The sequence below is a fragment of the Desemzia sp. AGC72 genome (assembly GCF_057334175.1).
In genome coordinates, this window is sequence record NZ_JBHFIG010000011.1 from 1 (window position 1) to 19,448 (window position 19,448).

The 19,448-nt window shown below is 37.3% G+C and carries 19 protein-coding genes; 15 read left to right on the forward strand and 4 right to left on the reverse strand.

Features of this window, described 5'->3' with window-relative positions; translation table 11 throughout:
• Nucleotides 1-34: 34 nt before the first annotated feature.
• From ACE025_RS06165 to uvrA, 5 genes are all read left to right on the forward strand, one after another.
• A protein-coding gene (locus ACE025_RS06165; RefSeq protein ID WP_485938577.1) for an IS3 family transposase occupies nt 35-1,437 on the forward strand; the annotation gives its coding sequence in 2 pieces (ribosomal slippage) (nt 35-533 and nt 533-1,437; 1,404 coding nt in all).
• Nucleotides 1,438-1,627: 190 nt separating this feature from the next.
• Entirely contained in the window at nt 1,628-1,933 is a 306-nt protein-coding gene (locus ACE025_RS06170; RefSeq protein ID WP_485938527.1) for an ArsR/SmtB family transcription factor, read from the forward strand.
• A 32-nt stretch (nt 1,934-1,965) separates the two neighbouring features.
• Nucleotides 1,966-3,093, forward strand: coding sequence for a cation diffusion facilitator family transporter (locus ACE025_RS06175; protein WP_485938529.1), 1,128 nt, complete (start codon nt 1,966-1,968; stop codon nt 3,091-3,093).
• Between the two features lie 111 nt (nt 3,094-3,204).
• Complete coding sequence (locus tag ACE025_RS06180; protein WP_485938531.1) at nt 3,205-3,855, forward strand: HD domain-containing protein; 651 nt, start codon at nt 3,205-3,207, stop codon at nt 3,853-3,855.
• A 140-nt stretch (nt 3,856-3,995) separates the two neighbouring features.
• The gene (uvrA, locus tag ACE025_RS06185) at nt 3,996-6,830 is read left to right on the forward strand and encodes an excinuclease ABC subunit UvrA (RefSeq protein WP_485938533.1); all 2,835 of its coding nucleotides are present in this window, start codon (nt 3,996-3,998) and stop codon (nt 6,828-6,830) included.
• Between the two features lie 80 nt (nt 6,831-6,910).
• Here uvrA and ACE025_RS06190 read toward each other — a convergent pair whose 3' ends face one another.
• From ACE025_RS06190 to ACE025_RS06200, 3 genes are all read right to left on the reverse strand, one after another.
• Entirely contained in the window at nt 6,911-7,591 is a 681-nt protein-coding gene (locus tag ACE025_RS06190; protein ID WP_485938535.1) for an ABC transporter ATP-binding protein, read from the reverse strand.
• Nucleotides 7,591-8,712 (reverse strand): ABC transporter permease, encoded by a 1,122-nt coding sequence (locus ACE025_RS06195; protein WP_485938537.1) that lies wholly within the window; start codon nt 8,710-8,712, stop codon nt 7,591-7,593. The genes ACE025_RS06190 and ACE025_RS06195 overlap by 1 nt, the downstream gene beginning before the upstream one ends.
• 77 nt (nt 8,713-8,789) lie before the next feature.
• Nucleotides 8,790-9,368: a TetR/AcrR family transcriptional regulator gene (locus tag ACE025_RS06200; protein WP_485938539.1), complete on the reverse strand. Its 579-nt coding sequence runs from the start codon at nt 9,366-9,368 to the stop codon at nt 8,790-8,792.
• 307 nt (nt 9,369-9,675) lie between these two features.
• Here ACE025_RS06200 and liaX point away from each other — a divergent pair, with 307 nt between their 5' ends.
• The 8 genes from liaX to galU all read left to right on the forward strand — a co-directional run bounded on the left by liaX (nt 9,676) and on the right by galU (nt 16,836).
• Nucleotides 9,676-11,259, forward strand: a complete 1,584-nt coding sequence (gene liaX / locus ACE025_RS06205) for a daptomycin-sensing surface protein LiaX (RefSeq protein ID WP_485938541.1) — start codon at nt 9,676-9,678, stop codon at nt 11,257-11,259.
• A 45-nt stretch (nt 11,260-11,304) separates the two neighbouring features.
• Entirely contained in the window at nt 11,305-11,607 is a 303-nt protein-coding gene (locus ACE025_RS06210) for a PspC domain-containing protein (RefSeq protein WP_485938543.1), read from the forward strand.
• Nucleotides 11,607-11,966, forward strand: coding sequence for a phage holin family protein (locus tag ACE025_RS06215; protein WP_485938545.1), 360 nt, complete (start codon nt 11,607-11,609; stop codon nt 11,964-11,966). Before ACE025_RS06210 ends, ACE025_RS06215 begins: the two co-directional genes overlap by 1 nt.
• A 286-nt stretch (nt 11,967-12,252) precedes the next feature.
• A complete protein-coding gene (hprK, locus tag ACE025_RS06220; RefSeq protein WP_485938547.1) occupies nt 12,253-13,200 on the forward strand; it encodes an HPr(Ser) kinase/phosphatase in 948 nt (315 codons plus the stop codon).
• Nucleotides 13,201-13,310: 110 nt separating this feature from the next.
• Nucleotides 13,311-14,153, forward strand: coding sequence for a prolipoprotein diacylglyceryl transferase (gene lgt / locus ACE025_RS06225; RefSeq protein WP_485938549.1), 843 nt, complete (start codon nt 13,311-13,313; stop codon nt 14,151-14,153).
• 20 nt (nt 14,154-14,173) lie between these two features.
• Nucleotides 14,174-14,845, forward strand: coding sequence for a pyrophosphatase PpaX (ppaX, locus tag ACE025_RS06230; RefSeq protein ID WP_485938551.1), 672 nt, complete (start codon nt 14,174-14,176; stop codon nt 14,843-14,845).
• Nucleotides 14,846-14,847: 2 nt separating this feature from the next.
• A complete protein-coding gene (locus ACE025_RS06235; protein WP_485938553.1) occupies nt 14,848-15,861 on the forward strand; it encodes an NAD(P)H-dependent glycerol-3-phosphate dehydrogenase in 1,014 nt (337 codons plus the stop codon).
• Nucleotides 15,862-15,882: 21 nt separating this feature from the next.
• Nucleotides 15,883-16,836 (forward strand): UTP--glucose-1-phosphate uridylyltransferase GalU, encoded by a 954-nt coding sequence (gene galU / locus ACE025_RS06240; RefSeq protein WP_485938555.1) that lies wholly within the window; start codon nt 15,883-15,885, stop codon nt 16,834-16,836.
• 68 nt (nt 16,837-16,904) lie between these two features.
• Here the strand turns inward: galU and ACE025_RS06245 are convergent, their stop codons facing one another.
• Nucleotides 16,905-17,516 (reverse strand): hypothetical protein, encoded by a 612-nt coding sequence (locus tag ACE025_RS06245; RefSeq protein WP_485938557.1) that lies wholly within the window; start codon nt 17,514-17,516, stop codon nt 16,905-16,907.
• Between the two features lie 324 nt (nt 17,517-17,840).
• Between ACE025_RS06245 and ACE025_RS06250 the strand changes: the two genes are divergently transcribed.
• Together ACE025_RS06250 and trxB are read left to right on the forward strand one after the other, a co-directional pair.
• Nucleotides 17,841-18,269 (forward strand): tetratricopeptide repeat protein, encoded by a 429-nt coding sequence (locus ACE025_RS06250; protein ID WP_485938559.1) that lies wholly within the window; start codon nt 17,841-17,843, stop codon nt 18,267-18,269.
• 103 nt (nt 18,270-18,372) lie between these two features.
• Nucleotides 18,373-19,341 (forward strand): thioredoxin-disulfide reductase, encoded by a 969-nt coding sequence (gene trxB / locus ACE025_RS06255; protein WP_485938561.1) that lies wholly within the window; start codon nt 18,373-18,375, stop codon nt 19,339-19,341.
• Nucleotides 19,342-19,448 lie beyond the last annotated feature (107 nt).

The window sequence follows — 19,448 nt, forward strand, 5'->3', positions numbered from 1 at the left end:
GACCAAAAATCTAACGTTTGGGGGTCAGTTTTTTATGGTGAAATATAGCTTTGAATTTAAAAAGATGGTTGTGAAAGAATACATCAGAGGTCTTGGTGGATATACCTATCTATCTAGAAAACATGGCATTAAAAGTCGTGGACAAGTCCATGATTGGGTGAAAATTTATCAAGAGTTTGGTGAAGAAGGGTTACAGAGACGGAGAACGAACAAGGATTATCCTGTTCAATTTAAAATAGATGCGGTAGAGTTGTATTCAAGAACAGAGTTGACCTATCGAGAAGTAGCCAACCAATTTGGATTGACTACCCCTGCATTGATTAAAGCATGGCAGAAGAAATTTCTTGAAGAAGGGATAGATGGGCTCTCTCAAACGAAAGGACGTCTATCGAACATGAATAAAAAGAAGAAAAAAGATCCTGAGACCGTGAAAAACCAGGAAGTAAAAGAACTTGAGAAACAAATTCGACTGTTAGAAATAGAGAATGCTTATTTAAAAGAATTGCGGAGGCGGGGCTTGACCGATCCAGAATTTCTCGCAAAGACAAAACGAGAATTGCCTACGAACTCCGAAAAGATGGACGAAAATTAAAGGAGATTCTGATCGCTATTGAGCTTCCTAAAGCCACATATATGTATTGGCAAGCTCGTTTTGAACAAGATGATCCTGATCAAGATATCATTCATGAAATGTATAAGATTCGTAGAGCGCACAAAGATTTTGGTTGTCTACGGATGACGCACGAAGTGCGTAAAGCGGGTTATTTGGTGAATAAGAAGAAAGTTGCCCGTTTAATGAAAGAGAATGGGTTGAACGTCACTTCTTACACACGTAAATCGCGTAAGTACTCCTCTTACAGGGGAGATACAGGAAAACCAATAAAAAACCTGCTTCATCGTCGCTTTTATACCAGTGTTGTGCATCAAAAGATCACGACGGATACGACAGAATTCAAGTATTATGAAAGAGACTCGACTGGCGAATTACGTCAGAAGAAAGTATATCTCGACCCGTTCATGGACTTATTTAATAGCGAAATTCTCTCCTTTCGTATTTCTAAACGTCCAAATGCCGAAGCTGTAATGGATGCCCTTGAAGAAGCCATTCAAGTCACAGCGGACTGTCCATACCGCAGGACGTTTCATTCTGACCGCGGTTGGGCGTATCAAATGGGAGCTTATCAAAGAGAATTAAAGAAAAACGCCATTTTTCAAAGTTTTTCCCGCAAGGGAAATTGTTTGGACAATTCGCCAATGGAAAATTTCTTTAGTCTTTTGAAACAAGAAATCTATCATGGTCAAATTTTTTATAGCTATGAAGAACTAGAACGAGCCATCGTTACCTTTATCGATTATTATAATCACAAAAGAATCAAACAGAAGCTCGGTTGGTTGAGTCCAATCGATTATCGTGAAAAAGCTCAGAACGCAGCTTAGGCTAAGCAATTCCTTGCGGATAAAAGTAAACAAAAAAGAAGTGGATTTCTCCACTTCAAAAAAGTCTAATATTTAGGGGTCACTACACTCGGTTCCGTTCTCTTTTGTTTACACCTTCTAAAACATATGATAATATAATCATATGAACACATTTACATATGTAAAAGGGAAATTAATTAGGAGGATGATTATGAATCGGAGCGCAACTTCAGTTCTAAATAATGAAACGATAAAAAAAGTCAGCGAGATATTTAAGGTACTGAGTGATCCTACTCGAATAACTATTTTATCTTTGCTGGATGGGAAAGAACTAAATGTAGGGACTATTGCAGATCAATTGCAAATGGAACAATCTGCTGTATCCCATCAGTTAAGACAATTGAAAGTGGCTAGATTGGTAAAAGCCAGGAGAGAAGGCAAAAATGTGTATTACAGTCAAATGGATGAACATGTCTATAAGGTCTTGCAGCAAGTAATTGAACACGCTCAAGAGTGACAGTTGAATACAACAGAGCAGGAGGGATTTGAATGGAGAAGTACAGACTTCAAGGAATGCATTGCGCGAATTGTGCTAAAAAAATGGAAGCAAAATTGCAATCATTGCCTCAAGGGGAAAAAATTCATATAAATTTTACGAATAATGTATTGTATGTTTCGGAAAAAGTTGATTTAGCTGCTGTAAAAAAAGTGGTGGGATCTGAGAAAGTGTTGTTAGATTCTTTTTCTGATGCAAAATCTCATCAAAAAGTGCATCAACATGATGAAACACACAACGGGCATCATCACCATCACGCAGTGAGCGAAGGTGAAAAAGCTTCAAAAAATATGCAATTGGTTTTTGGATTGAATTTGCTGTTTTCTATTGCAGAATTCATTTTTGGAGCGCTGTTCAATAGTGCGGCTATTTTATCAGATGCTGTTCATGACTTGGGGGATTCTTTGTCTATTGGCTTGGCATGGATATTTCAAAAAATCTCTACAAAAGAAGCTAATGATAAATACAGTTTCGGTCATCGCCGTTTTTCTTTGCTTGGTGCTTTAACGACATCTGTCGTACTGATCATTGGTTCTTTTTTAGTCATTATTCACAGTGTTCCATTATTATTTGATCCACAACCGGTCAATTCTCAAGGGATGTTTTGGCTCGCTATCGCTGCTATTGCAATTAACGGTTTTGCTACTTGGTTGATGAGTAAAGGCTCTTCTGCAAATGAAAAAGTGTTGAGTTTGCACATGCTGGAAGACGTTCTAGGGTGGCTGGGAGTACTGGTAGTTGGAATCGTATTGAATTACCGAAATTGGTATATTTTAGATCCTTTACTTTCTATTGCTATTGCTTCCTTTATTTTAAGCCGAACAGTACCTAATTTTTTAGAATCCGCTAAGGTATTTTTAGAGTCTGTCCCAAAAGATGTCGACATCAAATGGCTTAACGAAGCAATTGGTAAATTGCCTTATGTTCATGCAGTATCTCATTTGCATATCTGGTCGATTGACGGAGAAGAGAACGCCTTTGCTGTGACTGTTTATGTTTCTACAAAGAATGTAGACGAATTTGATGCCATTCGCGAACAGATTCGCATACTGCTGAAAGAATACAACGTTACTCATTCTACTATCGAAGTAGTGGCAGACATAGAAGAAATCATCCAGTAAAGGTTATAAAAGAATCAGCTAAACCTATTACCGGGTTCCTGTTATCTTTGCAAAGATTTAGGAAGTATGCTAGTATAGAAAAAATTTACTGTTTTTGAAAGGGTGGTATAGATGGGTATGCATCAATACATTAAAAGTTTAAGTGACTTAGAGAATATTATTCGTTTATCAGGGAAATTTAAATTTGAAGAGCACTCAGTTGCCGCTCACTCTTTTAAAGTGACTCAAATTGCACAATTTTTAGGAACGGTTGAAGAACAAGCAGGGAATAAAGTGGATTGGCGCTCGCTCTATGAAAAAGCACTGAACCATGACTATACAGAGCTGTTTATTGGGGATATCAAAACACCAGTAAAATATGCAGATCCAGCCTTACGAGATAAACTAGCTAAAGTAGAAGAGAAAATGGCGAAAAATTTTATCGAAACGGTTATTCCTGAAGAATTTCAAGCGGCCTATGTCAACCGAATGAAAGAAGGAAAAGATGAATCATTAGAAGGACAAATTTTGTCTGTCGCAGATAAAATCGACTTGTTGTATGAATCATTCGGAGAGATTCAAAAAGGGAATCCAGAATCAGTATTCGACGAAATCTATGAAGAGTCGCTCAACACGATCATACAATTCAAACACTTGAAATGTGTTCAATATTTGATTAAAGAGATTCTTCCAGATTTATTAAGCGGAGATTACATGAATCAAGCTCAAATACAAGTCATTTCGCAACGGATCATTGGTGAAATGGAAGAAAAAACTCACTAAAGTGAACAAACGTTCGATAATTAAAAAGACTTGTGGTAAAATAAGCAAGAATAGGATACATAAAATTGTCCTATTCTTTTCTTTCGCGATAAAATAAAAGCTATACAACAGTAAACATTAAATATAAAGGATGTAGTTAAATGCCAAATGATAAAATTGTTGTCCGCGGTGCACGTTCTCATAACTTGAAAAATGTTGATCTTACTATTCCTCGTGATAAACTGATTGTCCTGACTGGTCTTTCTGGTTCTGGAAAAAGTTCGTTGGCCTTCGATACCTTGTATGCAGAAGGTCAAAGACGTTACGTTGAAAGTTTATCTTCTTACGCACGACAATTCTTAGGTCAAATGGACAAGCCTGATGTAGACAGTATAGATGGGTTGAGTCCTGCGATTTCCATTGATCAAAAAACAACCAGCAATAACCCGCGTTCAACAGTGGGAACTGTTACTGAGATCAATGACTATTTGCGTTTGCTTTATGCTCGAGTAGGCCATCCGATTTGTCCGAATGACGGGACAGAAATTACACGCCAATCGATTGAACAAATGGTTGATCGAATCATGGAGTATCCAGAAAAAACGAAACTGCAAATTTTAGCGCCGGTCATTTATGGTAAAAGAGGGCAACACAAAAAGGTTTTCGACAAGGTCAAAAGCGAAGGTTATGTTCGTGTCAGAGTCGATAAGGAAATGTACGATATTTCTGATGACATTGAATTAGAAAAAAACAAAAAACACGATATTGATGTAATCGTTGATAGAATCGTGATCAAAGATAGCAATCGATCACGTTTGTTTGAATCATTAGAAGCAGCATTAACTCTGGCAGATGGATATGCTATTGCTGATATTATCGGACAAGAAGAGGTTCTCTTTAGTGAACATTATGCATGTCCTTACTGTGGTTTTACCGTTGGAGATCTTGAACCTCGTCTATTTTCGTTTAACGCTCCTTTTGGCGCTTGTGGAGAATGCGATGGTTTAGGAGCTAAGTTAGAAGTTGATATTGACTTGGTTGTTCCGGATCCTACTTTAACCTTAAATGAAGGGGCTATGCTACCTTGGAAAGCAATCAGTTTCAATTACTATCCCGAGTTGTTAAAACAGGCTTGCAAACACTTCAAGATCGACATGGATACACCTTTTGAACAATTATCTGCTGAAGAACAAGATTTAGTACTGAATGGTTCTAAAGGTGAAATGTTCCGTTTCAAATACAAGAGCGATTTCGGTGGTGTCAGAGATACTAAAATGCCGTTTGAAGGGGTATTGACCAACATCAAACGTCGTTACAATGAAACAAGCAGCGATTACACACGTGAGCAAATGCGGCAATATATGACTGAACTGCCATGTCCAGTGTGTGATGGAAAACGATTGAACGCACAAGCTTTGTCTGTAAAGATCCAAGGGAAAAATATTGGTGAAGTATGCGAGTATCCAATTGATCATACAGTAGAGTTTTTCGATCAATTGGAGTTGGGAGAACAAGAAACAGCTATCGCACAACCAATCTTGAAAGAATTGCATGACCGGTTGACATTTTTGAAAGATGTAGGCTTGAATTATTTGACACTTGCTCGTACTGCAGGAACTCTTTCAGGTGGAGAAGCACAACGGATTCGTCTAGCTACTCAAATTGGGTCTAATTTATCAGGTGTATTATACATTTTGGATGAACCATCTATTGGATTGCATCAACGAGACAATGACCGGTTGATTGAATCATTGAAAAAAATGAGAGATCTAGGGAACACGCTTATTGTTGTAGAACATGATGAAGATACGATGCGTGCAGCCGACTATTTAGTAGATATCGGTCCAGGTGCCGGCAGCAGAGGTGGAGAAATCATTGCTACTGGAACACCTGAAGAGGTAGAAAATAATCCGAATTCCTTAACAGGCGCTTATTTATCTGGTAAAAAGTTTATTCCTGTACCTGCTGAAAGACGTTCCCAAGACAATGGTGCGATTCGAATTACAGGAGCGGAAGAAAATAATTTGAAAAATGTCACTGTCGATTTCCCGCTTGGTCGTTTTGTAGCCGTTACAGGGGTCTCAGGTTCTGGGAAAAGTTCTCTAGTGAACGGTATTTTAAAACGTGCACTGAAACGAGAAGTGAATCGGGCTAAAAAGAAACCTGGGAAGTACAAAAAAATGACAGGTCATGAATCAATTGAAAAAATCGTCAGCATCGACCAAAGTCCTATCGGCCGTACACCGAGAAGCAACCCGGCGACTTATACAAGTGTATTTGACGATATCCGAGACTTGTTTGCAATGACTAATGAAGCAAAAGTAAGAGGGTACAAAAAAGGTCGTTTTAGTTTCAACGTAAAAGGCGGACGTTGTGAAGCTTGTAAAGGTGATGGGATCTTGAAAATCGAGATGCATTTCTTGCCGGATGTTTATGTTCCTTGCGAAGTTTGTCATGGAGCTCGTTATAACTCTGAAACGTTAGAAGTTAAATATAAAGGCAAAAATATTTCAGATGTATTGAACATGACTATTGACGAAGCAGTCGGTTTCTTTGAAGCAATCCCTAAGATTCACCGTAAATTGCAAACTATTGTAGATGTTGGACTGGGCTATGTGACTTTAGGTCAATCTGCTACTACTTTATCTGGTGGAGAAGCCCAACGAATGAAGTTGGCCAGCGAATTGCATAAACGTTCCAATGGGAGTAATTTCTATATTTTAGATGAGCCTACTACAGGGTTGCATACCGACGATATCGCACGTTTACTAGAAGTATTGAATCGTTTAGTTGAATCTGGTAACACAGTTTTAGTCATCGAGCACAATCTAGATGTCATTAAGACAGCTGATTACGTTATTGATTTAGGACCAGAAGGTGGAGAAGGTGGAGGTATGATCGTAGCCACTGGAACACCGGAAGAAGTTGCAGAAGTAAAAGGCAGTTACACGGGGAAATATTTGAAAAAGATTTTGAATAAAACCATGAATAAATAGAGTAAGTCAATATAAAAAAAGAGACGTGAAGGAAAAAATGCTTGAACAGCATTTTTCCTTCACGTCTCTTTTTTTGTTTATTAGTCTGTCGTTAAGGATAAAACCCCATCTTCAATACGGTAGACACGATCACAATAAGATAGCATACGTTCATCGTGTGTTACCATAATAGCGGCTTTATTTCGGGCTTTTACTTGTGTGGAGATCAAAGAAACCACTTCATGAGCACGTTTAGTATCTAAGTTAGCAGTCGGCTCATCTGCTAAAATAATCTCTGGACCATTCATAAAAGCACGCGCGATCGCTGTCCGCTGTCTTTCTCCTCCCGATAATTGATGAGGGTATTTTTTTATTTTTTTACCAAGACCTAGATCAGTGAGTAAGGCATTAGCCGTTTGACGATGTTCATCCGTAATAGACCCGCCCATCTTTTTCACTACTAATAGTTGATCCATTACCGTTAAATAAGGCAGCAGGTTAGAAGTCTGCAAAACAAACCCGATTTGCGACAAACGTATTTTAGATAATTTTTTTTCTGAAAGAGTGGCGATATTGACATTATTAATCAGTACTTCTCCAGATGTAGGCTGCAGTAATGCTCCAGCTATAGAGAGAAAGGTGCTTTTACCAGATCCAGATGGACCGATAATAGCAATAAATTCTCCAGGCTCAACACGGAGAGAAACATTTTCTAAAGCTGTAGTTGTAAATTCACCTTCTTGATATACTTTTGTTACGTTTTTTAATTCTAGACCAGTCATTATTCAGCCCTCCCTAGAGCAGTTAGTGGATCAATTTTGATTATTTTACGAACAGAAAATAAAGAACCCAATAAACTGATTGCTAATAGTATCAAACTATAATTAAGTACCAAGTTAGGCAGTAAATTAAATGGCATACCTTCAGGAAGGATTGCTGCTGTTAGAAATGTCAACCCTATTCCACAAAGAATACTGATACTTGAAAGTAAAAATACTTGTGAAATGACTAAACCTATAACAAACCCATTGCTAGCACCGATAGCTTTCATTACCCCAAATTGCTGTACTTTTTGAGTTGTCAAAACATAAAAGAATACAGCGATCACAACTGCAGAAATAAGTATAAGGAATCCAAGCATCATACTGATGGTGGCATTCTCTGCTTGATACCCCGGAATAGCATTCAAGGTTTCTTTTTTAGTAGCGATCTCAATACCATCTATCTTGTTGGCAAGTTCCTCATTCGTTAAGTCAGAATTTTTAACAAAGACGGCATTGATAGGATCTTTAATACCCATATCTGAACCAGGTACAGCATATTTGAAGTCTCTAAATGTGTTCATTGGCATATAAATAACAGGTAAATGATTCAGTGTCTCATTTTCTGCAAATCCATTGATTTCTAATACGATGTCTGTTCCAGGTATAGCAATAGTGTCTCCTATAGAAAAACCTTCATCTGCTAATGTGTCGTTCACAATAACTTTATTAGGATCTTCAATGTCTAGACCGTTTCCAGAAATGGTCTCCGGTTCAAGGAAGCTTCCTTTAGTAATTCCACTCAGCATGACAGAAGTCTTTTTGCTACTATCATCGGGAGAGTTGCCTAACACAATTGATGCTGGAGAAGTGCCAATAGCAGCCGCTTCTACTCCAGATAGTTCTTCGATTTTAGGCACTAAATCTTCAGGCAAAATTGATTTTGTCAAACTAAATTCAGCATCTTCTTGAAAAACCACAGCATCCATATCGCTATAGCGAACAGTTGCGGCGCCTAAATCAGACAGTCCATTACCTAAGCCGGATAAAATAAAAACTAACCATGAAACTAATAGAATAATTAGACCTATAAGAATAAATCTACCTTTGAAAAACCAAAGTTCTCTACGTGCTAAAAACATACGACACCTTCTTTTCTTTTTATTGAAGTTAGTATACACCAAAGTTACAGTTGTGTCACTTTGAATTTTAAAGAATCTCATTTGGGATCCTTTAAAATTCCATACAGAAAAATTTCTGTTAAATACATTTTTCTTTCTGCAGTACTGAGATTTGTTCGATTGGGTAAGGTGATGCTGTGGAAAAGTTGTTCAATAATCAACATCGAGGGGACTGTTTGGACTATATAACCCTTGTCTTGTCCTTCTTCTATTGTTTTTTGAATAAAGATATAAAAATTTGTATGAAGTTCTTTAGATTTTTGTACATGAGAAAAATCGATGTTTTCACTGTTCCATTTTTGGGACGGAATCATATAAGAAATTGCATGGGTGTCGGCATATTCAAAAATCAAGGCTATAAGCTGTGAAAGTTTTTCTTTGAAATCAGTAGACCATTCAATAGACTTTAATTGCAGGGCTAATTGTTCCATCTGAGCAGTTAAATAATCTAGTATCAACTCGTCTTTATTCGCGTAATATTTATATAGTGCAGCACGAGAAATGTGCAATCGTTTTGAAAGCAGCATAAAAGAAAATTTATCATAACCAACTTCTAATATTAATTTGTGGGTTGCTCGGTACAATTCATCTTGAGTAAACTTTTTCTCACGAACCAATACGATCCCTCCTCTTTCAATGATTATTATATCATGGATCAGTTGCTTTCTTTCATCTGACTTTAAAGAGAAAGAGTGTTTTTAGAGATGATTTCAATTTTTTTAGTAGAGCCTTTATGGTAAAATAAAAAGTGAAAATTGAATCTTTAAGATATAAGACTATATAAAGTCTCTAAAATCGTTCTTAAGTCCTATGACATTTTTTCCTTACTATTGCATAATAAGTGTATAGCAAAGAACTTGAATCATTTAGCAAGAGAAACAACACATTCAGGTAGTCTGGTAGAGCATAAGGAGGAAAATGAACATGAAAGAAAGAGAAAGAATTCTTGAACTCGTTAAAAATGGCATTATTTCAACTGAAGAAGCGCTGATGCTTTTGGAAAATATGGCTAAAAAAGAAGAAAAAGCGGCTATAAAAAAAGATGAGACTTCAGCAACTGAGACTGTAACTGAAACTGACACAGAAACCTTCACAAAGCCTGAACCAGCTGTTGAACCTGATTCTGTCGATACAGAAGAAGCGTACAAAACTGGAGAAGAGCGATTGGAAGCAGAAAAAGAAAAAGATCGTGAAAGACTCGAAACTATTTTAGAAGAATTGGCTAATAAAGCTTCTGCTTATTCTGTACAATTAGATAAATTGAACAGCAATATCAATGAAGTTAAACGTCGAAAAGATGTGCTTGAAGAAAAATTAATGGTTCTTCAAACCATGGAAGATCTGGAAGAATTAGCTCCTGAAAAAGAAAGTGAAATGGATGCTCTTGAAGCAAACATTGATGAGTTGGAAGCTGAATTGGATGAGCTGATAGAAGAACGTTCAGATTTAGAAGAGCGTATGAAAAATGTGAAGAAAAAACAATGGAAGACTCAAACGAAACAAGTTTCTGAAAAGTTTGAAATTCCAGATGAATGGAAAGACACCGCTCAAAAAACATTTGTAGATGTAAATGAGAAAGTGACTGAAGTAGGAAGTCAATTCGGAAAATTCATCAAAGAAAGTTTGTCGCAAGTTGTAGACAACATGGAATGGAAAGATGTCAATGTCCGTGTGCCAGGGTTGGTTTCTACAAAATTAAAACATGAATTTTACTATCCTGAAACTACAGCGACTATTTTAAATGTAAAGGTTGCTAATGGAGATGTTCATTTTAAAACATGGGACAGCCAAGACATCAAGATCGAAGCAGACATCAAGTTATACGGAAAACAAGAACCGGAAGTTGACCCTTTAGAAGCGTTCAAAAAACGCAGCACGATCAACTTGACGGATGAATCATTAACTTTCCACGTTCCGAATAAGAGTGTCCGTACTGATATCGTAGTTTATCTTCCTGATAGAGCCTACGATCACACAGCGCTTAAATTACTAAACGGTAACGTGAAGTTTGAAACATTTGAAGGTAAAGATGTTTATGTGAAGTCGACAAACGGGTCGATAACTTTTGAAAAACTAACGGCAACTATGTTAGAAGCTGAAGGCGTCAATGGATCCGTAAATGTTTTAGATAGCCAAATACGTGATTTGTTAGTCCACAGTGTCAATGGAAATATCGTGGTACGCGGAAACTATAAGAGCAGCAACTTGTCGACAGTTAATGGAACAGTAAAAGCTACTTTGACAGGAAGCAATGTTGTTCGTATGGAAGCTACTTCAGTTAATGGAACAGTTAAAATATCTTTGCCGAAAACAAGCAGTATTGAAGGCGAAGCAAAAACGAACTTTGGCTCTATCCAAAATCGTATAAGCAATGTGGAGATCTTGAGAGAAAAGAAAGATCACACAAACCGCTCAATGAGCTTTAGAAGAGTGAACGCAGAAGCACCTGTTTACTTGAAAGTTGGGACAACTACTGGTAACGTAATGCTCAAAGATGGAGAAGAATAAAAATTCGTTAGAATAAATAAGTCAGTTTTGAAGGAGTGGAAAAATTTGAAAAAGTTATACAAATCAAAAGATGATCGCATGGTATCTGGAGTTATTGGAGGTATCGCTGAATATTTCGGTATTGACTCAACCTTATTACGATTGATTTATGTAGTAGCATTATTTATTGGAATAGGGTCACCAGTATTCTTATATATCATCTTATCTATTTTGATTCCAGAACCAAAGAACAATGGTCCGGAAAAGACGCATGCAGATTACAATGGGTACTACAAACCGAAAGCGCCAAAAAAGAAAACACGCAAGGAAGCTGAAAAAGTCGAAGATGATGACTGGAGTGACTTCTAGTGAAGTTCTGGCAAAGAATCATTGTTAATGCGTTAGCTTTCCTAGCTTTGTCAGGCTTTTTTCGCACCAGTTTTCATGTGGAAAGTGTGTGGGTCGCTTTAGGAGCAAGCTTAGTGTTAGCTTTGTTGAACATGACCGTAAAACCGATCTTGTTCTTGCTTTCCTTACCGATTACCATTTTAAGCCTAGGTTTCTTTAGTATTGTGTTAAACGCTGCGATGTTGAGTTTGACTTCTGCCATTGTCGGCAGCGGATTTTACTTTTCATCGTTTTGGATGACCATGCTAGTCGCATTGATTCTGTCAATGATAAATACCTTTTTCAACAACCGCACAACGATCAAAATTTATCGAGATTAATCTGTATGATATAGATTTAAAACAAGAAGACCTTATCCTGGAGTAAGACTGCTACAGTCTTACTCCAGGATTTTTTTAGCTGAAAATAATTAAAGTGGATTCTATAGAAGTAAGAGAAAGTATAATTTATAAAAGATACTGACAAATCGAGATTTCTTTTTAGCGATTCTAAGGGTTTTTTAGGGAATACCTTTCATGGGACAATGTAAAATGTTAGAATAGCAGTATCTTAATAAAAACAGCCTAATAAAACTATAGAAGAATTGAAAGTTGGTGTTGTAAAAAAATGACTAGAACTGTGACGGTTAATGAAATGATAAAAGCAGTACCTTTAGAAGTGCTTTCAGGGCATGACTACTTAAATAGAGAAATAAAAACAAGTGACTTATCACGTCCAGCATTGGAATTGACAGGGTATTTTAGTTACTATCCGTATGATCGTATCCAATTATTTGGACGAACAGAAATTTCCTTTATGGAAAAAATGACCGATGATGAAAGAATGATCGTTATGCGACGCATCTGTCACAAAGAAACACCTGCTTTGTTGATATCAAGAGGCCTTCAACCGCCTAAAGAATTTATCCAAGCAGCAGCTGAAGCCCAAATTCCAATATTAAAATCTGAAAATCCAACAACCAGATTGACCAGTAATGTTACCAACTACCTAGAAGGTCGTTTGGCGACTCGTTTATCTGTGCATGGGGTATTGGTAGATATTTACGGGATGGGAGTTTTGATCACAGGAGACAGCGGAATCGGAAAGAGCGAGACAGCGTTAGAGCTGATTCAAAGAGGACATCGCTTGGTAGCTGATGATCGCGTAGATTTGTATATGCTGGACGAACATCGTATTGTTGGAGAACCTCCAGAAGTATTGGCTCACTTGATTGAAATTCGCGGTGTCGGAATTATTGATGTCATTAATTTATTTGGTGTCGGTTCGATTCGGACAAGTAAAACAGTCAATTTAGTAGTAGACCTTAAGATGTGGGATAAAGAGGTTCAATTTGATCGTTTAGGGAGCGCTGCTGAAAGCAATCGTTACTTTAATGTCGATATACCTAAAATCTCGATACCTGTCCGTACAGGACGAAATTTAGCTATTATCATTGAAGTAGCAGCTAAAAACTTTAGAGCAAAACAAATGGGTTACGATGCGATCGAAACACTGAATAAAAATCTTGAGCAACTGATCAAAAAGAATTCTGTTGCTGAAAATGAAGACGAGTAAAACGCATAACAAATGAAGACGCACAGGCATTGTTTTCTGAGATACTCTTAGAAAATGATGACCTGGTTTTTTCGAGTCTACATATTTAGAATAAGAATGGAGAACTGACTATGACTGACGTGTATAAACCATTGGATCCTATTGCACTTAAATTAGGACCTTTAGAAATCCATTGGTATGGAGTAATTATCGCCTTAGGTATTTTTGTTGCTATCTTTCTCAGCATGAAAGAAGCTGAAAAAAGAGGGATTGATGAAGATACGATCATCGACATGGCTCTTTGGACGATTCCAATAGCTTTTGTAGGTGCCAGACTGTACTATGTGATTTTTGAATTAGGTTATTATCTTGAAAACCCTTCTCAGATCATTGCGATTTGGAATGGCGGAATTGCTATTTATGGTGGGTTGATAGCGGGAGGGCTAACAGTTTATTGGTTTACCAAAAAAAGAAACATCCCTCTTTGGTTGATGCTTGATATTCTAGCTCCGCATGTGTTACTTGCTCAGTCGATTGGACGCTGGGGAAACTTTATCAATCAAGAAGCACATGGAAGTGAAGTAACAAGAGGATTTTTAGAAAACATGTTCTTGCCTGAATTTATCATCAATCAAATGGAAATCAATGGTTTATATTATCATCCGACGTTTTTATATGAATCATTATGGAGCTTAGCAGGATTTATCGTTATTGTCCTTTTGCGAAATCGCAAACACTTGTTGCTGCAAGGAGAAGTGGCTTTAAGCTACGCAATGTGGTATTCATTCGGACGTTTCTTCATAGAAGGATTGCGTACAGATAGTTTATATATCCCTGGGACTCCGATCCGAGTTTCTCAATTATTGAGCGTGGTCATTTTTATCGGTGCATTGATTATTTGGATTTATCGTCGAAGAGATTACCCAAAGAAACCTTATTATACAGATGGACTTAAGATACAAAAAAAGAAATAACAGAATTGGACTGAATAAAAATGAGTATTGAAACAGTATTATTTGATTTTGATGGAACCTTAGCGGATTCTAACGCTTTAATTAACCAGTCGCATTTGAGTGTGTTGGAAGAATATTTTCCTGGAGAATATACTTTAGAAAGTGTACGTCAGTTTAACGGACCATCTCTTCAAACGACCTATCAATTGTTGGACTCAAAGAGAAGCGAAGAAATGATTGCCAAATATAGAGAATACAATGCGGTCTATCATGATAAAATGATTCGTCTCTTTGAAGGTGTAGAAGAGAACCTGCGTTTACTAAAAGAAAAAGGCATTCGATTAGCTGTCGTATCTACTAAACGTAATGACGTTCTTGAAAAGGGGATTCGTCGGTTGAATTTGGAAGGATTGTTTGAAGTTGTCATCGGGGCAGAGGATTATACTCATTTTAAACCGAACCCAGAACCAATCTACACGGCTATGGCAAGATTAAATTGCCAGCACAGTACGACTATAATGGTGGGAGACAATGGACACGACATCCTTGCATCTAAGAATGCTGGGATACTATCCGTTTTCGTGGGCTGGTCTGAAAAGACTCCTGAAGAAATTGCTCCATTTGAACCAGATATTACGGTACCAACTATGACTGCCTTAACAGATTTTATTTTAGACAAAGAGTCTTTAGTTGTTGAAGAAAGAAGAGGTTAAGAATGGATAACAAACAAATCATTACAGTCTTAGGAGCCGGTTCGTGGGGAACAGCATTATCCATGGTATTGGCTGATAATGGCCATGCAGTACGTATATGGAGCCATAAACAAACGCAAGTAGATGAAATCAATAATCTGCATGTGAACAGCCATTATTTACCAGGAAAGCAGTTGCCGGAAGAATTGGTCGCATTTAGCGATCTAGAAGCTGCTTTGAAAGGGACAGATGCCATTTTATTTGTGATTCCCACCAAGGCTATTAGACAAGTATCCGCTGATATCGTTCCATTTATTGATGGGAAACCTGTAATCATCCACGCCAGTAAAGGGTTGGAACAAGGAACGCATAAGCGTATCTCAGAGATTTTAATAGAAGAGATACCGGAAGAAAAAAGAAATGGCGTAGTGGCGTTATCTGGACCAAGCCATGCCGAAGAGGTAGCGGTGAAAGATTTAACAACGATCACTTCAGCTTGTCACCACACAGATAGTGCGGAATACGTCCAAAACATTTTTATGAATGATTATTTTAGAGTCTATACTAATCAAGACATTGTTGGAGTGGAGCTCGGAGGAGCATTAAAAAACATCATCGCAGTAGGTGCAGGTGCTTTAGTAGGATTGGGTTATGGAGATAACGCAAAAGCAGCTTTGATGACTAGAGGTTTGGCAGAAATCACTCGTTTGGGGGTTTCATTTGGTGCGGATCCTTTAACATTCTTAGGATTAAGCGGAGTGGGTGATTTGATCGTGACATGTACGAGTGTCCATTCGAGAAACTGGCGTGCAGGAAAAATGCTTGGTGAAGGAAAGAATTTAGATGAGATCGTAGAAAATATGGGAATGATCATTGAGGGACTTTCTACAACGAAAGCAGCTTATGAATTAGCTGTCCAAAAAAATGTAGAGCTTCCAATCACGACAGCTATCTATGAGGTATTGTATAATAATGCTGACGTGAAAGAAGTCATTACTGACTTAATGAATCGCGTTGGTAAAAATGAGATAGAATAATGAAATAGAGGAGGAAGAAAGATGACAAAAGTCAGAAAAGCAATTATCCCAGCAGCAGGACTAGGTACAAGATTCTTACCGGCAACGAAAGCAATGGCGAAAGAGATGTTGCCTATTGTAGACAAACCGACGATTCAATTTATTGTTGAAGAAGCCATCAACTCAGGAATTGAAGATATCTTGATCATTACGGGTAAAAGCAAACGACCGATTGAAGATCATTTCGATTCCAATATTGAGTTAGAACAAAATTTGCGAGAAAAAGAAAAATTTGAGTTGCTGGAACTTGTCGAAGAAACTATCGGTTTGAATTTGTTCTTTGTGCGTCAATCTTATCCAAAAGGATTAGGGGATGCCGTTCTACATGCCAAAGCATTTGTCGGGAATGAACCTTTTGTAGTCATGTTAGGAGACGATATCATGACTGATGAAGTTCCGCTGACTAAGCAGTTGATGGATCGTTATGAAAAAACTCATGCTTCTAATATAGCTGTCATGCGTGTTCCTCACGAAGACACATCAAAATATGGAATCATTGATCCAGAAGCACAGATTGAAGAAGGGTTATTTAATGTGAAACGATTTGTTGAAAAGCCTGATCCAAAAGATGCCCCTAGTGATTTAGCGATCATTGGCCGTTACTTATTGACTCCTGAAATTTTCGAAATATTGGAAAACCAACAACCTGGAGCAGGTAATGAAGTACAGTTAACAGATGCTATTGATAATTTGAATAAAATCCAACGAGTGTTTGCCCATGAGTTTAAAGGGCAACGTTATGACGTAGGAGATAAGTTCGGATTCATGAAGACAAGTATTCAATATGGTCTGAAGCATACTCAAGTCAAAGATGAATTACGCCAGTATATCAAAGATTTAGCTAAAGAGTTAGAAGCTGAGGACAATGAAAAAGCTATTGAAGAAATCGAAGAAGTGTTAAAAGAAAAAGTAGAAGAAGAAAAAAATAAGAAATAGTAGAAAAAATAGCTGAATAAAAAGTGCTCGGATTTAACTTCCGGAGCACTTTTTATTTGTTTAGGTTGTTATTCAATGGTTAGTATATGGATTAATTGAATAATGTCTTCTTCAACATTAGGCTCAATAGAAACTTGTTTCGTTTGGTTTAACATGTCACGATAAAAATTTTCTCCTGCTGGATAAACTCCATCCCATCTTAAAGGTACAATGTATAAATTGATGGTTCCGTCACCGTTGCTACTGTATGTGATTGAACCATCGACTAGTCTCGTCCCGGTTAATTGGATAACTTCTTCGGTGTACACAGCGCTTGTTTCATCATCTGGGTTCAATGGTGTCCCTGCTGGAATTTTCTTGGCATACAATTGATCCAATTTTTGGTTTGTTCCTAGCTGCAGCCATATTCGTGCATACTCGATTTCTTCATTTGAATAGTTAGTAAGAGCTGTAGTTGTTTCAGGTGGGAGACTGCTTTTAACTCCAACAGTACTCTGGGAGGAAGAAATCAGCTCCATTTCAGCTGCTTCGCTAAGATCCTTTTTTTTAGAAGTAATTGTTGCATCCGAAGAGGAATCTGTTGAGTAGTCTCTTATTTTTTCTTCAGTAGAAGGACTTGAACATCCAAAAATGATAAAGGAAATAGCTGAAAAATAAGTAATATACAATTGTTTTTTCATATTATCTTGAGTCCTTTCATAAGGTAGTAGGGAAATATGTAACCGGTACAATTTTAGCGAAAAAATTCACATGTTTAAAGCCCTAAAAAACTAATCAAACGCTGACTTAAACGCATCTTGAAATATGTAATTTTTAGTGTTGGTCGTTTCGTTCACAAAGGGGACCAACTGTCCATAATAGGAAGGAATATAAGGAAGCAATCCTATTAAAGCAAGGGGAAATGTGCTATAATATGAGTCAATATGAAGGATAGAAAACTTTGAATAAGGGCTTCTTTTATTCTTATGAAACTGATTTGTAAAGTGATGAAGGAGAGTGGAATGATGTCTAATAAACCAGTTCAATCAAATATCATTAGAATCAATCCCAACGCTGATTTTTATTTCAATAGAGCCTGGGAGGCATTTGATAAAAATAAGCTGGAACAAGCGTTAAAGTATTTTAAACGAGCTACTTCTCTTTCTGATAATGATGGGGATAAGGAATTTGGGCAATGTCAAATTGCTTTGATTTATCAACATCTAGGAAACTTTCAAAAATCTTGTGATCTAATCAATGAATTGATAGAAAAAGGAAGCGAAAATTATCCAGAGGTACACTATTTCCAAGCTAATAATTATGCTTTTTTAGGAGACTATACCAAAGCCTTGAAATGTACTCAAATGTATTTATATTTAGTCCCAAATGGCGAATATAGAGAAGAAGCGGAAGAGTTTCAAAAAGACCTAGAAGAAGAATTGAACAATTTTTGACAAGCTAACAACTTACTTTCTTAAAGTAAGTTGTTTTTCTGGAATATTTACTGTATTTTAGTTAGAGTGTAACAATAGACTTAGTGAACGAGGAGAATACGATATGGAATTAGAACAAATGAATAAAATTTATGATGTGATTATTATAGGGGCAGGACCAGGCGGTTTAACTGCAGCATTATATGCATCTCGTTCCAATTTAGATACATTGATTTTAGAACGCGGGCTTCCTGGCGGACAAATGAATAATACAGCAGAAATAGAAAACTACCCAGGATTCGGAAGTATTACTGGTCCGGATCTATCTAATAAGATGTTTGAAAATGCGAAGAATTTTGGTGCTGAGTATGCTTATGGTGATGTAAAAGAAGTCATAGACGGAAAAGAATACAAAACGATCATTGCGGGTAAAAAAGAATTTAAAACCCGTTCTATCATCATTGCAACAGGAGCTGAACACCGTAAGTTAGGTGTAGACGGCGAAACAGAGTATAATGGGCGTGGAGTTTCTTATTGTGCAGTATGTGATGGAGCCTTCTTCCGCAACAAAAACTTAGTGGTTGTAGGCGGGGGAGATTCAGCAGTCGAAGAAGGAACGTACTTGACTCAGTTTGCTGAAAAAGTAACGATCATTCACCGTCGTAGTGAATTGCGCGCTCAAAAGATTTTACAAGACCGTGCCTTTAAAAATGACAAAATTGATTTTATCTGGGATACGACTGTTGAAGAAATCAATGGTGACGATATGAAAGTTACCAGCGTAACATTGAAAAACAAACAGACTGGAGAAGTCTCTGAATTTTCAGCTGACGGAGCATTTATCTACGTTGGGTTAGTTCCAAATTCAGAAAAATTCCGTTCATTAGGAATCACTGACGAAGAAGGATGGATCGTAACGAACGAAAAAATGGAAACGAACGTTCCTGGTATATTTGCAGTTGGAGATGTACGCAAAACTCCGCTTCGTCAAGTAGCTACAGCCGTTGGAGACGGTAGTTTAGCTGGACAAGGAGCATTTAATTTTGTTGAAGAATTGAAAGACTCTTTGGAAGCAGAAAAAATAAACGGTTAAAAATGAATATTTCGTTCTTAAAGCACCGTTCAATGTGGATGATCCACATTGAACGGTGCTTTTTCGTTCTTGAAAGACTAAATTGTTTTTATAAAGGAATAATCTAT

Bases quoted from the DNA above. Each gene is read 5' to 3' on its own strand.
- ACE025_RS06170 (WP_485938527.1), top strand. From the start codon at position 1,628: ATGAATCGGAGCGCAACTTCAGTTCTAAATAATGAAACGATAAAAAAA.
- ACE025_RS06175 (WP_485938529.1), top strand. From the start codon at position 1,966: ATGGAGAAGTACAGACTTCAAGGAATGCATTGCGCGAATTGTGCTAAA.
- ACE025_RS06180 (WP_485938531.1), top strand. From the start codon at position 3,205: ATGGGTATGCATCAATACATTAAAAGTTTAAGTGACTTAGAGAATATT.
- uvrA (WP_485938533.1), top strand. From the start codon at position 3,996: ATGCCAAATGATAAAATTGTTGTCCGCGGTGCACGTTCTCATAACTTG.
- ACE025_RS06190 (WP_485938535.1), bottom strand. From the start codon at position 7,591: ATGACTGGTCTAGAATTAAAAAACGTAACAAAAGTATATCAAGAAGGT.
- ACE025_RS06195 (WP_485938537.1), bottom strand. From the start codon at position 8,712: ATGTTTTTAGCACGTAGAGAACTTTGGTTTTTCAAAGGTAGATTTATT.
- liaX (WP_485938541.1), top strand. From the start codon at position 9,676: ATGAAAGAAAGAGAAAGAATTCTTGAACTCGTTAAAAATGGCATTATT.
- hprK (WP_485938547.1), top strand. From the start codon at position 12,253: ATGACTAGAACTGTGACGGTTAATGAAATGATAAAAGCAGTACCTTTA.
- lgt (WP_485938549.1), top strand. From the start codon at position 13,311: ATGACTGACGTGTATAAACCATTGGATCCTATTGCACTTAAATTAGGA.
- ppaX (WP_485938551.1), top strand. From the start codon at position 14,174: ATGAGTATTGAAACAGTATTATTTGATTTTGATGGAACCTTAGCGGAT.
- ACE025_RS06235 (WP_485938553.1), top strand. From the start codon at position 14,848: ATGGATAACAAACAAATCATTACAGTCTTAGGAGCCGGTTCGTGGGGA.
- galU (WP_485938555.1), top strand. From the start codon at position 15,883: ATGACAAAAGTCAGAAAAGCAATTATCCCAGCAGCAGGACTAGGTACA.
- ACE025_RS06245 (WP_485938557.1), bottom strand. From the start codon at position 17,516: ATGAAAAAACAATTGTATATTACTTATTTTTCAGCTATTTCCTTTATC.
- ACE025_RS06250 (WP_485938559.1), top strand. From the start codon at position 17,841: ATGTCTAATAAACCAGTTCAATCAAATATCATTAGAATCAATCCCAAC.
- trxB (WP_485938561.1), top strand. From the start codon at position 18,373: ATGGAATTAGAACAAATGAATAAAATTTATGATGTGATTATTATAGGG.